Origin of the sequence: Acidiphilium sp. PM (genome assembly GCF_000219295.1) — a bacterium.
Lineage (GTDB): Bacteria > Pseudomonadota > Alphaproteobacteria > Acetobacterales > Acetobacteraceae > Acidiphilium > Acidiphilium multivorum.
Genome location: NZ_AFPR01000206.1, coordinates 1 through 13,191, shown reverse-complemented (window position 1 = coordinate 13,191; position 13,191 = coordinate 1). Strand labels below are relative to the sequence as shown.

General features: G+C 69.9%; 11 protein-coding genes. 5 read left to right on the top strand and 6 right to left on the bottom strand.

Annotated elements, in window-relative coordinates; all coding sequences use genetic code 11:
- From APM_RS09625 to nanR, 3 genes are all read right to left on the bottom strand, one after another.
- The coding region (locus APM_RS09625; protein WP_007423177.1) for a four-carbon acid sugar kinase family protein at nucleotides 1-1,003 on the bottom strand (1,003 nt) is incomplete at its 3' end.
- A 62-nt stretch (nucleotides 1,004-1,065) separates the two neighbouring features.
- Nucleotides 1,066-2,331, bottom strand: coding sequence for a ribulose-bisphosphate carboxylase large subunit family protein (locus APM_RS09620; RefSeq protein ID WP_007423176.1), 1,266 nt, complete (start codon nucleotides 2,329-2,331; stop codon nucleotides 1,066-1,068).
- A gap of 80 nt (nucleotides 2,332-2,411) precedes the next feature.
- A complete protein-coding gene (nanR, locus tag APM_RS09615) occupies nucleotides 2,412-3,167 on the bottom strand; it encodes a transcriptional regulator NanR (RefSeq protein WP_007423175.1) in 756 nt (251 codons plus the stop codon).
- A gap of 265 nt (nucleotides 3,168-3,432) precedes the next feature.
- Between nanR and APM_RS09610 the strand changes: the two genes are divergently transcribed.
- The 5 genes from APM_RS09610 (at nucleotide 3,433) to APM_RS09590 (ending at nucleotide 8,916) form a co-directional block, all read left to right on the top strand.
- A complete protein-coding gene (locus APM_RS09610; protein ID WP_035187723.1) occupies nucleotides 3,433-4,125 on the top strand; it encodes a DUF2291 domain-containing protein in 693 nt (230 codons plus the stop codon).
- Nucleotides 4,122-5,636, top strand: coding sequence for a sugar ABC transporter ATP-binding protein (locus APM_RS09605; RefSeq protein ID WP_007423173.1), 1,515 nt, complete (start codon nucleotides 4,122-4,124; stop codon nucleotides 5,634-5,636). Before APM_RS09610 ends, APM_RS09605 begins: the two co-directional genes overlap by 4 nt.
- Entirely contained in the window at nucleotides 5,633-6,730 is a 1,098-nt protein-coding gene (locus tag APM_RS09600) for an ABC transporter permease (RefSeq protein ID WP_007423171.1), read from the top strand. The genes APM_RS09605 and APM_RS09600 overlap by 4 nt, the downstream gene beginning before the upstream one ends.
- Nucleotides 6,731-6,789: 59 nt before the next feature.
- Nucleotides 6,790-7,776, top strand: coding sequence for a D-ribose ABC transporter substrate-binding protein (locus APM_RS09595; protein WP_007423172.1), 987 nt, complete (start codon nucleotides 6,790-6,792; stop codon nucleotides 7,774-7,776).
- Nucleotides 7,777-7,860: 84 nt separating this feature from the next.
- Nucleotides 7,861-8,916, top strand: a complete 1,056-nt coding sequence (locus tag APM_RS09590; protein ID WP_007423170.1) for a Gfo/Idh/MocA family protein — start codon at nucleotides 7,861-7,863, stop codon at nucleotides 8,914-8,916.
- A gap of 54 nt (nucleotides 8,917-8,970) precedes the next feature.
- Here the strand turns inward: APM_RS09590 and APM_RS09585 are convergent, their stop codons facing one another.
- The 3 genes from APM_RS09585 to APM_RS09575 form a co-directional block, all read right to left on the bottom strand.
- Nucleotides 8,971-10,635: a tetratricopeptide repeat protein gene (locus tag APM_RS09585; RefSeq protein ID WP_241763135.1), complete on the bottom strand. Its 1,665-nt coding sequence runs from the start codon at nucleotides 10,633-10,635 to the stop codon at nucleotides 8,971-8,973.
- A gap of 72 nt (nucleotides 10,636-10,707) precedes the next feature.
- Nucleotides 10,708-12,456 (bottom strand): lytic transglycosylase domain-containing protein, encoded by a 1,749-nt coding sequence (locus tag APM_RS23025; RefSeq protein WP_007423168.1) that lies wholly within the window; start codon nucleotides 12,454-12,456, stop codon nucleotides 10,708-10,710.
- A 189-nt stretch (nucleotides 12,457-12,645) separates the two neighbouring features.
- A partial coding sequence (locus APM_RS09575; protein WP_007423167.1) for a uracil-DNA glycosylase occupies nucleotides 12,646-13,191 on the bottom strand: 546 nt, incomplete at its 5' end.

Genomic DNA, 13,191 nt, shown 5'->3' with positions numbered 1-13,191 from the left:
CGGGTTCGCCCGCCGCGGCGATGGCCGCGCGGGTGCGGATGATGGCCGGATCGTCCGGCCCCTCGGCGGTGTGCAGCACGACGCTGCGCCCCTCGCGCAGGGCGGCGAGGCCGTCCCGCTCGGCGCGGTCGAGTTCCCGCGCCCAGAGGGCGGGGTCGGCGGCGGCGGCGGCATCGACCGCGAAGGTAGTGAAGCCGTCGCGCCGCGCCTGCGCGATCTGCGCGGCGGTGACCGGCGCGCAGGAGGCGGAGACGACGGCGATGCGCTTGACCGGCGGGGCGGATGCGGGCTCGGCCTCCGGCGCCAGCAGGCCGATCCGCCGCCAGTGCGCGACGAGGGCGTATTCGACGCCCTGCGAGCCGATCGCGAAGAGGCGCTCGCCCCGATGGTCCCAGATCAGCCGGCCGGCTTCCGCGATCGTGGCCTCGTCGATGGCATCCAGCGAGACGATCCGCTCGCCGGCGTCGAGGCAGGCGGCCAGCGCCGCGTCGGCTCGTCCGCCTTGCAGGGCGACGAGGTCGACCAGCCCCATCGGCGCCGCGATCTGGCGGGCGAGGTGACGGCGGAGATCGGCCTCGTCCATCGGGGTGACGGGATGGCGGGACATGGTCGGGTGCCGGTCGAGCCGGTGGACCGCGCCGCCGGCGACGGCGAAGAGATTGCCGAAGGCCTGGTAGCGGCCGAGCGCGGGGGCGGCGACGAGCAGCGGGTGCCAGGCGCCGCCGAGGCGCGGGACGCCGAGTTCGATCGCCCGGCCGATCGAGCCGACCTGCGGCGCGGAGTCGAAGGTCGAGCAAACCTTGTAATGGGTGACCGGCGCGCCGATGCGGGCGAGGGTGTCGAAGATCCCGGGAAGGTTCGCGTCCATCCAGGCCGGCGTCTGCGAGCGGGCGATCCCCGCGATGCCGACGGCGCGGCAATCGGCGAAGCGGGCGAGGGCGGCCTCGTCGGGCGGTTCGAGGAACAGCACGGTGGGCACGCCGGCGAAGCCGAGCACCTCCATCACCGCCGACGAACCGGTATAATCGTCGCCGTAGAAGCCGATCAGCCTGTCGCCGCGCGGGGTCAGGACGCGCCCTCCAGCGCCCGGGCCAGCGCCGGGTGCGTCTTCGCGTGCTCGGCGGCGGGAATGCCGGCCATCGCCGCGTCCCACGCCGCGCGCAGGGCCGCCACGCCTTCGGCCGGCCCGCCGGGATGGCCCATGATGCCGCCACCGGCGGCGTAGATCAGGTCGGCCGAGCCGAGCGCCGCATAGGTGTCGCCCGCCTGGCGGACGGACTGGCCGGAGGAGAAGACCGGCATGACGACATTCGGCGCCGCATCGGACATCGGGGTGAGGCAGGCGCGCGCGGAGGCGATGACGCTGTCGTCATCCTCGGCGAACTTGTTGCGCAGGCCGTTCACATGCATGTGGTCGGCACCGGCGAGGCGCCAGATCTTCTGCCAGGCGACATAGGACCAGCCCAGCAGCGGGTGCCGCGACAGCGCGCCCCAGCCGTTGCGATGCGCGTGGATCGGCAGCGCGGCGTGGCGCGACAGCGCGAGGAAGCCGCTGACGCCCACGGAGTTGAGGCTCGCCATCACGCAGGTGCCGCCGAGCTCGCGCACGAGGTCGTGCCGGCGACGCATCTCGTCGACCTCGCCGGTCAGGTTGAAGGCGAACATCACCTTCTTTCCGGTGCGCTCGGCATGATCGTTGACGACGCGCATCACCGCGCGGGCGCGGGCCTCGAACGGGCAGGCGGGGCCGTCGGCCTGCAACTCGTCGTCCTTGATGAAGTCGATGCCGGCCTCGCAGAGGGTGGCGACCAGGGCGGCGGTCTGCCCGGCATCGAAGCCGACGCTGGGCTTGACGATGGTGCCGATCAGCGGCCGCCCCTCGACGCCGGCAAGCCGCCGCGTGCCGGGGATGCCGAAGCGCACGCCGGGATTGGCGGCGGCGAAGCTCGCGGGCAGCCGCAGGTCGAGCAGGCGCAGGCCGGAGAACTGGCGCAGTTCGAAGAGATTGCCGGCGACGGTCGCGACGAGATTGGGCAGCGACGGGCCGAGATTGTCCACCGGCCAGGAGAGGGTGACGGCGGCGCGGCGGATGACCGGCGGCGACGCGCCGCGCGGGGTTCCGGCGCCGGGCAGGGAGGGCGAGCCGACCGTTTCCAGGACATCGAGCCGCTCGACCCGTGCCGCGGCGCGCGCCTTGAGTTCGGGGGTTTCGCCGGGCACCGGCACGAAGGTGCCGCTCGACTGCTCGCCGGCCATCGCCGCGGCGGCGTGGCCGGGGTCGAACGCGGTCTCGATCAGGTAATCGGCTTCGATGCGTTCCGCGCCACTCACTGGACATCCTTCCCTTCGCGCCGCTTGCCGGGCGCAACTGGTATGATGAGTAGTTCAGTCAGCGGGGTCGCGCAAGGGGATCAGGCGAGGGAAGGCTGCTCGGTCTCGGGGGTGGCGGCCTCGTTCATCAGGGCCGAATAGAGGGCGTTCGCCCGGCTGAGATGCTCGGTCATCGCGACGGCCGCGGCATCGGCGTCGCCGGCGGCGATGGCGCGGTAGATCCTGTCGTGCTCGGCGAGCGTCAGGCGTTCCGCGCCGCGGGCCGAGACCAGGTCGCGCTTGAAGCGCATCATCCACGAGGCGAGGCCCTGGCAGACCGCGGTGATCAGGGAGTTGCCGGTCATCTCGGCGATGCGGCGGTGGAATTCCATGTCGGCGGCGATGAAGCGCGGCGCGTCGCCGCGCGAATCGTGGCAGGCGGCGAGCGCCTCGCGCAGCGCCGCGAGGCCTTCGCGGGTGGCGCGCATCGTCGCCACCCGCGCGAGCCCGACCTCGAACAGCAGGCGCGCCTCCTTCAACTCATCGAGACCACGCGGGCTGTTGGCGAGGAGTTGCAGCATCGCGCCGGAAATCTGTTCGATGATCGTCTCCGCCGAGGGCTGGATCACCCGCGCCCGCTCGCCGTGGGAAATCCGGATCAGCCCCATCTGCTGCAGGCTCTGCATCGCCTCGCGGATCGCGGGGCGGCCGACGCCGAGCATCTGCATCAGCTCGCGCTCCGCCGGCAGCTGCGAGCCGGGCGGGAACTGCCGCGCCTCGATCGCGGCGATCAGCCGGTCGAGCACCTCGTGCGACAGTTTCCGCCGTTCCACCGGCCTTGGTTCGAGCCTTTTCATGATCCAGCCATTCCACCTGCTTCCGGGCGCCGCGCGCCGAGTGACGATGCCCTTCGAGATGGGCCCCGTTCATCATCCGTCCATATCCCCGTCGTCCCGAAGGCGCAGCGGGGTCGGCGGACGGAATGCAGCCGGGCCCCTCTTGATGGTATGATGACTATGTGACATCTTCCCGGCACCGTAAATGCCATTCATAACGGCAGCGGACGGAGGAACGTTTCGTGACATCAGACCGAATTCCGCCCCGCGACGCCGCGACGGGCCCATGAGCAGGTCGATTGCCGCCGGCCTGCGGTATCCAAGGCTCGTGGGTTTCCTCGGCTTCTGCGTGGTCTTCGCCGCCCTCTGGGCCGGCGGGCTGGTCGCCACCGTCCGGCCGATCGGCGGGTCCGCCGCCGGCGACAGCCATCCCTCCGCCGGACTGGCCTTCAAGCCGGACGCCTATGTCGCGCGGATCTGGGGAACGCGCGTGGTGCCGGACGCGCGGCGCGAAAGCGCCAGCCTCGCCACCGTGCTCGCCGCGCTGGCGAAGGACAAGGGCGCGGCCCTGGCGCGGTACGGCCACAAGGTCGCCAGCACCTACAACATTCTGGTGCGCTTCACCGGCACGGTGGGCAAGGTGGATACCTCGTCGCCGATCGGGACGATGCGGGTGACCGTGGCGGGAGCGAGCCCGGTGGCCGTGAAGGTCGCGACCGGGCCGGTGATTCTCGGCACCACGCTGCGCGACGCGCTGAAGTTCATCAGCTTCGGCGAGTTCCTCAACCAGATCCAGTACGGCGACGTCGCCGACGCGCTCAACAGCCGCGTGGTGAAGACGGTCGTCGCGCCGCTCGACCTCGCGAAGCTGAAGGGGCGGAGCGTGACCGTCTACGGCGCCTGGACCTATGACGACGGCGATCCGTCCGACATCACGGTGACGCCGGTGATCATCGAGGCCGGAAAGGCGGGCGGATGAGCGCGCCGGTCTTCCAGGCCGAGAGCGTGACCAAGGCGTTTCCCGGCACGCTGGCGCTGGATCGCGTCGATTTCGCGGCCCATGCCGGTGCCGTGAACATCCTGGTCGGCGAGAACGGCGCCGGAAAGTCGACGCTGATGAAGATCATCGCCGGCGCCGAGCGGCCGACCGGCGGCCGCCTGCTGCTCGACGGCGAGCCGGTCAGCTTTGCCACGCCCTCGGAAGCGACGGCGAAAGGCATCGGCATCATCTACCAGGAACTCGATCTCTGCCCGAATCTTTCGGTGGCGGAGAACATCTTCCTCGGCCATGAGGCCGGCAAGGGCGCGCTGGTCGACCGCAAGCGGCAGATCGAGGTGGCGCGGCAGATCCTGCGCCGCCTCGATCACGACATCGACCCGAACCGCCTGGTCGGCGACCTGAGCGTGAGCCTGCAGCAGATCGTCGCCATCGCCAAGGCGCTGCGCCACGAGGTGCGGGTGCTGATCATGGACGAGCCGACCTCGGCGCTGTCCGCGGGCGAGGTGCGCACGCTCTTCAAGCTGATCCGCGACCTCAAGGCGCAGGGCGTCGCGATCATCTACATCTCGCACCGGATGGAGGAGCTTCTCGAGATCGGCGACTACATCACGGTGCTTCGCGACGGCCGGGTCGCAGCGCATGCGCCGATGCAGGGCATCGACATGGGCTGGATCCTGCACCGGATGCTCGGCGACACCACGCTCGACGTGCCGCATCACGGCAATGTCGCGACCGGCGCGCCGATCCTCACGGTTGCCGACATGCGCTGTCCGCGCACGGAGAACGGCGTGTCGGTCGAGGGCGTGTCGCTCGAGGTGAGGCGCGGCGAGATCGTCGGCCTGTTCGGGCTGATGGGCGCGGGGCGGACGGAACTGCTCGAATGCCTGATGGGGCTGCACCCGGAATCGACCGGCCAGGTCACGCTCGCCGGCGAGACGCTCGATCCGCGCCTCGGCCTCGACCAGCGGATCGCCCGCGGCATGATGCTGATCCCCGAGGACCGGCAGGCCGCGGGCATCGTGCAGACGATGACGCTGGGCGAGAACATCACCCTCGCCAATCTCGGGCAGTACGAAAACTTCGGCTGGCTGCAACGGAATTTCGGCGCGTCCGACATTGCCGCGACGATCCGCAACCTCGCGATCAAGGCGTTCTCGCCCACGCAGATGATCACCACGCTCTCCGGCGGCAACCAGCAGAAGGCGATCGTCGGCAAGGCGCTGCTGATCCGCCCGCAGCTGCTGCTGATGGACGAGCCCGGCCGTGGCATCGACGTGAAGGCGAAGGCGGAGATCTTCACCATCATGAACCGTCTCGCCGCCGAGGGCATCGGCATTCTCTTCGTCTCGTCCGAGGTGAAGGAGATCGTCGCCCTCGCGGACCGGACGATCGTGATGTCCGAAGGGCGCATCACGGCGGAATTCGCGCGCGGCGCCTATGACGAACAGGACCTCATGCGCGCCGCCGCCCGCGCGCGGGAGGCCGCATGAGCGGACAATCGGAACAGGTCGAGAGAATGAGCGAGACAGTCGAAACCTCTGCACCCGCCTCGGCCCCGGCGCTCGCGGCCCTGCTGCTGCGCTTCCGCGCCTTCGTCGCGCTGATCGTGATCATGGCGCTGTTCGCCTTTCTCTCGCCGGCGTTTCTCACCTGGTCGAACATCATCACCGTGCTGGTGCAGTCCTCGATCAACGGCCTGCTCGCGATCGGCATGACATTCGTCATCGTCTCCGGCGGGATCGACCTTTCGGTGGGCTCCATCGCCGGGCTTTGCGGCATGATCGTCGGCGCGCTGATCGATGTCGGGCTGCCGGTGCCGTTCCTGGGCGTAGTGATCTACCCGCATGCCTGGGCGGCGGTCGCCATCGCGCTGGCCGCCGGCGCGCTGATCGGCGCGATCAACGGCTTCGTCATCACCAGGATGAAGGTCGCCCCCTTCATCGCGACACTCGGCATGCTCTACATCGCGCGCGGCATCGCCCTGCTCAGCAACAACGGTTCGACCTTTCCCTTCCTCGACGGGCACAAGGCGCTCGGCAACCGGGGCTTTCCCTGGCTCGGCAACGGGCTGCTGCTGCACATCCCGGTGCCGATCTGGCTGCTGGTGATCGCGAGCGTGGTGGCCACGGGCATCGCCGAGCGCACGAAGTTCGGCCGCCATGTCTACGCGATCGGCGGCAACGAGCGCGCGGCCGCGCTCTCCGGCGTGCGGGTGCTCGCGGTGCGCGCGCGGGTCTATGTGATTTCCGGCGTGCTGGCGGCGCTGGCGGGCATCGTCATCGCCGCGCAGCTCGACTCCGCGGGGGCGGCGGCCGGCACCGGCTACGAGCTGAACGCCATCGCCGCGGCGGTGCTCGGCGGCACGTCGCTGATGGGCGGCAAGGGAACGATCGGCGGCAGCGTGATCGGCGCGCTGGTGATCGCCGTGCTGGTCGACGGGCTGATCCTGCTCGGCGTGTCGGATTTCTGGCAGATGATCATTACGGGTTTCGTGATCGTGCTGGCGGTGGCGATCGATCAGGTGCAATTCCGCGGCGTGCGCATGCCCTGGGGCCGGCGCCGCGGCAAGGAGGTAACGCCCTGAACAGCGTTCAGGAGGTTGCGAACAATCAACGAGTTCAACAGCAAGCGGAGGAACTGACCATGAAACTGAAGACACTGCTCGGCCCGGCCTGCCTCGGCGCCGTGCTTGCCGCATCGGCGGCGCTGCCGGCCCATGCCGCGACCCAGCCGGCGATCCATTCGCAGAAGGGCAGCAACGGCAAGACGATCGCCATCTTCGTCCCCTCGCTCAGCAATCCGTTCTTCGTGGCGGAGGAAAAATTCGCCGCCGAGGAAGCGACGAAGCTCGGCTACGGCACGATGGTCGCGAGCCATAACGGCAATGCCTATACCCAGCTCAACCTGATCAAGACCGCGATCGCGCGCCACGTCGCCGCGATCATTCTCGACAATGCGGGCGCGGATTCGTCGATCTCGGCGGTGAAGCTCGCGACCAAGGCGGGCGTTCCGGTCTTCCTGATCGACCGCGAGATCAACGCCAAGGGCATCGCCAAGGCGCAGATCGTCTCCAACAACTTCCAGGGCGCGCAGCTGGAGGGGACGGAGTTCGCGAAGCTGATGGGCTACAAGGGCACCTATGTCGAGCTGACCGGCCTGCCGTCGGACACCAACGCCAAGGTCCGCTCGCAGGGTGTCGCCAGCGTGCTCAAGCATTTCTCCGGCATGAAGATGGTCGCCGTGCAGACCGCCGACTGGTCGCAGTCGAAGGGCTTCCAGGTGACGCAGACGCTGCTCGAGGCGCATCCGCACATCAAGGGCCTGATCGCCGACAACGACACGATGGCGATGGGTGCTGAAGCGGCGCTGCTCGCGGCCCACAAGCCGAACGTGATCGTCACCGGCTTCGATGGCAGCCCGGACGTGATCAATTCGATTCGCAAGGGCCAGATCAAGGCCGACGTGCTGCAGCCGATCGCGACCTTCTCGCGCGAGGCGGTGATCGAGGCGGACAAATACATCCGCACCGGCAAGACCGGCAAGCCGGAGAAGCAGGAGCTGAACTGCACGCTGATCACCAAGGCGAATGTCGGCGACTACACCAACTGGGCGATGAAATCGAAATCCTGAGCTGGCGGCTCGGCAACCACCCGGCGGCCCTTCCCGGGGCCGCCGGCAAAAATCGATCTGAACACCGACGGAACGGGGCGGCGAATGCTCAACGGGGCGCTGATCGGCTGCGGCTTCTTCGCGCAGAACCAGCTTCGGGCCTGGGCGGAGGCCGGCGATGCCGGCATCGTCGCCCTGTGCGACCGGGATGCGGCGCGGCTTGCGGCAACCGCGGCGCGCTTCGGCATCGCCCGCACCTATGACGACGCGGCGGAGATGCTCGCCCGCGAGCGGCCCGACTTCGTCGACATCGCGACCACGGTGGCCTCCCACGTGCCGCTGGTGACGCTGGCGGCGCGCGCCGGCGTGCCGGTGATCTGCCAGAAGCCGTTCACCGAAACGCTCCCCGAGGCGGCGGAGCTGGTCGAGACCTGCCGGCGGGCGGGCGTGAAGCTGATGGTGCACGAGAATTTCCGCTGGCAGGCGCCGATCCGCGCGGTGCGCCGCGTGCTCGATGAAGGCGAGATCGGCCAGCCGTTCTGGGCGCGCATCGCCTTCCGCTCGGCCTATGACGTGTATGCCGGACAGCCCTATCTGGCCGAGGGATCGCGCTTCATCATCCAGGATCTCGGCATACACCTGCTCGATGTCGCGCGGTTTCTGTTTGGCGAGGTGACGACCCTGGCGGCGCGGACCCAGCGGGTGAATCCCCGCATCGCCGGCGAGGACGTGGCGACGATGATGCTCGGCCACGCGGCGGGGGTGACGACGGTCGTCGATTGCAGCTACGCCAGCGCGCAGGAGCGCGAGCTGTTTCCGCAGAGCCTGATCGAGATCGACGGGGCGCGCGGCACGCTGCGGCTCGGCGCCGATTACGAACTCGTCGTGCACGCCGATGGCGCGACGCGGCGCGAGACCGTCGCCCCCGACGAGGCGCGCTGGGGACCGGCGCCCTGGCACGGCATTCAGCACAGCGTGTTCGACATCCAGGAGCATTTCATCGCGTGCCTGCGCGGCGGGCGCGAACCGGAAACCTCGGGGGCGGACAATCTCCGCACCCTCGCGCTGGTCGAGGCGGCCTATCTGTCGGCGCAGCGCGGCGGCGCGCCGGTCGATCCCGCCGCGCTCGTGGCGGCGGCGCGGGACGAGGCCGGGGGCTGACCCGAAAGGGGAGGAGACTGGCTCGGGCGCGGTCGCCGGCTGCTGCGGAGGTTGTCAGCCGGTGGCGAGCGGCGCCTCTCCCATGCGGCTCAACGCGGCGAATACCGAACGAACCGGCCCGGACCAGTCGCCGAGATGCTCCTGGCGATGAAGGGTGATCGAGTCGTACCATGGCGTATCGGTCCGGCCGAGCAGCCAGCGCCAGTCGCACGAAGCCGAAAGCAGAACGTGACACGGCTTGCCCATCGCGCCGGCCAGATGGGCGATCGACGTGTCGACGGTCACGAGGCCGTCGAGATGGTGAAGGATGCCGGCGGTGGCGCCGAAGTCGGTGATCCGGGATGCCAGGCTGTCGATCTCGTAGTCCGCGCATCGCGCGCCAAGCTGCAGCGCGACGAAGCGCACTCCGGGGAGATCGAACAGGCTGGAGAGAGCGCCGGGCGGCAACGAGCGTCGCCGGTCGTTGTTGTGGCCGGGATTGCCTGCCCAGACCAGTCCGAAGACCCGTTCGCCACGGCGCGGCGCGAGATCGGCGAAGCGCGCGATCTCGGCGTCCGGCGCCGCGAGATAACCGCCGGACGCCGGGATCGCGGACGGCGTGAGGCGAAGGACATGAGGCAGGCTCATCTGGTCGATCGCGCAGTCGACATCGGCGGGCGCCGGATCATCGAGCCGGCAAAGGCCGATGCCGAGATGCGCGAACAGCGGGAACAGCGGCGCATGGCAGGCGAGGGTGACGCGGCGCGCCTGCGCGGCCAGCGCGGGCAGGAAGCGCGCGAACATGATCGTATCGCCCAGGCCCTGTTCCGCGCGGACGAGCAGGTGGCGGCCGGCCAGCGATTCGCCGCGCCAGACGGGTGCGGGCAGGCGGTCGAAATGCGGGCCATAGATCGGATGACGCTTGCGCCATTCATACGCCTCGAACCCGGTCGCGAAATCGCCGGACAGCAGGGCGGCGACGCCGCGGTTCCATTGCGCCACGGCGAAATCGGGATCGAGCGCGATGGCCCGGTCGCACAATGCGATGGCTTCCGCCGTATCGCCACGGATGGTGCGCAGCACGGCCAGGCTGGCCAGCGCCTCCCGCAGGTCGGGATTGATCTCGAGTGCCGCGCGCAGGTCGGCCTCGCCCTCATCGATCCGGTCGAGCCCGATCAGCGCGTTGCCGCGGTTGAGCAAGGCCCCCGCATGGCCGGGCTGCGCGGCGAGCACCAGATTGAAGAGGTCGATGGCGGGGCCCGGCTTGCCGAGCGCCGAGAGTGCTGAGCCAAGGGTGAACCGCGCGTGGTCGCAGCCCGGATCCAGCGCCAGGGCTAGGGCCGCGCAGCGCGCCGCCTCGGCGTTGGCGCCGGCCGCCAGATGGGCCGCGGCCAGTCCGGCCTGCGCCGGCGCGAAGCCCGGCCGCAGCCTTACCGCCTCGGCATAGGCTGTGACCGCGCCCGCCGCATCGCCGCGGTCGATCCGCACCGCGCCGGCGACCATCCATCCCTCCGCCAGGTTCGGCATGGCGGCGCAGGCGGCAGAGGCGTCGCGTTCCGCGGCATCGAGCGCGCCGAGCGACCAGAGCGCCAGCGCCCGGTTGGCGAGCGCCGCGGGAAAGCCGGGCAGGACCTCGAGCACGCCGGTGAAGCATGCCGCCGCTTCGGCGTAATTGCCGCTCCCATGGGCCGCGAGCCCTCCGGCGAAAAGCTGTTCGGGCGAGGCGGAGGACGCGAGCACATTCTGATCCATGCCCGCAGCTTAAAGAGATGAGCTTAACGAAACCTTACGGGCGCCGCCCGCCGGCGCGGTTCAGCGGTCGGCGACCGCGGTGCCGTAATCCTGCAGCTGCGGCGCGTGTCCTTCGGCCAAGGCGGTGAGGCTCGCCGGCACGTCGCCGATCTGCTCGGCATAGATCCAGCTGTCGGCCAGCACCTGCTGGACGAAGCGGCGGGTGGCCGCGTTCGGGATCGATTCGATGAAGATCAGCGGATCGCCGCCGTCCTTGATCGTGTCGACCCATTTCGACGCGGCGACCGGACCGGCATTGTAGCTGGCCAGAATGTCGAGCAGGTTGCGCTTCACGTCGGGCTGGGCCGCCAGGTAGCGCAGATAGGACTGGCCGAGCGCGAGGTTGGCCGCCGGATCGTCCAGCCGGTCGGCGATGCCGTAGCGGTGCGCCATCGCGAGCGCGGTCGCCGGCATCAGCTGCATCAACCCGCGCGCGCCGACCACGGAAACGGCGCGCGGGTTGAAGCCGGATTCGGTGCGGGCGAGCGCATAGACCAGCGCGGGATCGACGCTGAATCCGCCGGCCGGGTGCAGGGCGGGCAGGGGCAGCTTCACCCCGGCAATTTCGTTGCCCGGCAGGACGCGGGTGAGCGCCACCGCGACATCGATCAGCCCGGCGCGCGCGGCGACGCGCAGTGCCGCGCGGCCGAGATTGGGATCGGACTTGATCTGCGGCCACAGGCTGCGCAGGGCGAGCGCCGCATCGCTGTCGCGGCCGACCTGCAGCAGCGCGAAGGCGAGGGCGCCTTCCGGCTGCGCCGCGACCGCCTCGACATCGGCTTCGGACAGGCTGGCGGCAAGGCTGCTGCCGCCGAGATCCCGGCCGAGCAGCCGTCCGGCGAGCATGCCGTAGAACGTGCCCGAATTGTTCGCCGCCTTGCCGAGCCAGGCGAGATAGGCGTCCGCCTGCCCAAGGCGGAGTGCCGCGCGCGCGGCCCAGAAGGCGCCGGCGGCGTGCCGGTCGGGCCCGCAATCGGGCGATTCGGCGGCGTGCTCGAAGAAGGGCAGCGCCTCGGACATCCGGCCCAGCCGCCAGGCGGCGAGGCCGGCGACGAAATCCGGGTCCCACACCCGGTTGCCGCCTTCCTTGGCCGCGGCGGCGGCGATCGAAAGGGCCTGTTCGTAATCGCCGCGGTCGAAGACCTGACGGGCGACGATCGCGCGCAGCGCCGCGCCTTGGGCGAAGGAGATATGATTGTCGTTCCGGATCAGGCCGATGGCGCGGCCGCTCTCGCCGCTGCCGCTCAGGCGCTGCACATACCCGGCAAGGCGCATCGGCACCCGGACTCCTCCGGCCGGCGGCGTCGCCGCGCCGGTGGGGACGATTTCGGGCTCCGGCAGGTAGTCGACCGTTGCGGGTGGCATGTGGCCCCCGCGCGGCAGCCGCTTGGCCAGCAGCGCGCGGATGCGGTTCGTGCCGGGCTGGCCGCCATAGGCCTTGAGCCAGGCCTCGAGTTCATGCGGCGTCGAATGGTGATAGGGGCCGAGATAGAGCTGCGCCTGCACCTGGCCCATCAGCATGTCGTTGTCGAGCCGGTGGATCAGCGCCGCCGCCTCGGCCACGCGCCCCGCGGCCTGATCGGCGAAGATCCGGCGATACAGCGTCACGTCGCTCGGCGCGAGCGGGCGGGCGAGCACCACCTCGGCGCCGTTCGCCGGCGTCGAGCGCGGGATCGCATACGCTACGGATTCCGGGCGCGATGCAGCGCCCTGCTTGTCGGTCGAAGGCCCCCTGAGTCCGGCCGGCGCCGCATGTGCGATCGCGGGCATACCGACGGACAACGCCGCCGTGACGATGCACGCCCGGGCGACGCTTAGGCGGGAGAGCTTTTTAACGGCCCCTCGCATGACCGTTCGGCTACACGCCAAATTCCCGGCTGGGCAAGCTCTCCAAGAGGGCAAAATTCTAAAAAAATATACAAAACAAGGAAAACCGCAGGACTTGCGGCCGAATAATTTTCAACTTTTCGTGATGTCTTGTGAATTTCGCATGTCAGCATCGCGCAGGATGCGGGATTCGACACATTCGCGCCGCAATTCCAGAAGGTCCGCCCAGGCGAGGCGCTTCGCGGCGGGCTGCCGCAGCAGGTAGGCGGGATGGTAGGTCGGCAGGGCGCGCAGCGTCTGGTCGAGCCCCTCGATGGTCACCTCCCGCCACTTGCCGCGCAGCCGGGTGATGCCGTCCTTGCCGCCGATCAGCGCGCGCACCGCGACGGCGCCGAGCAGCACCAGCCGTTCCGGCCGCACCAGGGCGATGTGGCGGTGCAGAAACGGCAGGCATTGCGCGATTTCGGTATCCGACGGCGTGCGGTTCCCTGGCGGCCGCCAGGGCACAACGTTGACGATGCGCACGGTGCCGCGGTCGAGGCCGATGCTGCCGAGCATCTTGTCGAGCAACTGGCCGGCGGGGCCGACGAAGGGCCGGCCGATGCGGTCTTCCTCGCCACCCGGCGCCTCGCCGATGATCATGATCCGCGCATCCTCGGCGCCGTCCGCGAAGACGAG

Excerpts from the sequence above, each read along its gene's own strand:
- APM_RS09595 (WP_007423172.1), top strand. The coding sequence starts at position 6,790 with ATGAAACTGAAGACACTGCTCGGCCCGGCCTGCCTCGGCGCCGTGCTT.
- APM_RS23025 (WP_007423168.1), bottom strand. The coding sequence starts at position 12,456 with ATGCCCGCGATCGCACATGCGGCGCCGGCCGGACTCAGGGGGCCTTCG.
- APM_RS09610 (WP_035187723.1), top strand. The coding sequence starts at position 3,433 with ATGAGCAGGTCGATTGCCGCCGGCCTGCGGTATCCAAGGCTCGTGGGT.
- APM_RS09605 (WP_007423173.1), top strand. The coding sequence starts at position 4,122 with ATGAGCGCGCCGGTCTTCCAGGCCGAGAGCGTGACCAAGGCGTTTCCC.
- APM_RS09590 (WP_007423170.1), top strand. The coding sequence starts at position 7,861 with ATGCTCAACGGGGCGCTGATCGGCTGCGGCTTCTTCGCGCAGAACCAG.
- nanR (WP_007423175.1), bottom strand. The coding sequence starts at position 3,167 with ATGAAAAGGCTCGAACCAAGGCCGGTGGAACGGCGGAAACTGTCGCAC.
- APM_RS09600 (WP_007423171.1), top strand. The coding sequence starts at position 5,633 with ATGAGCGGACAATCGGAACAGGTCGAGAGAATGAGCGAGACAGTCGAA.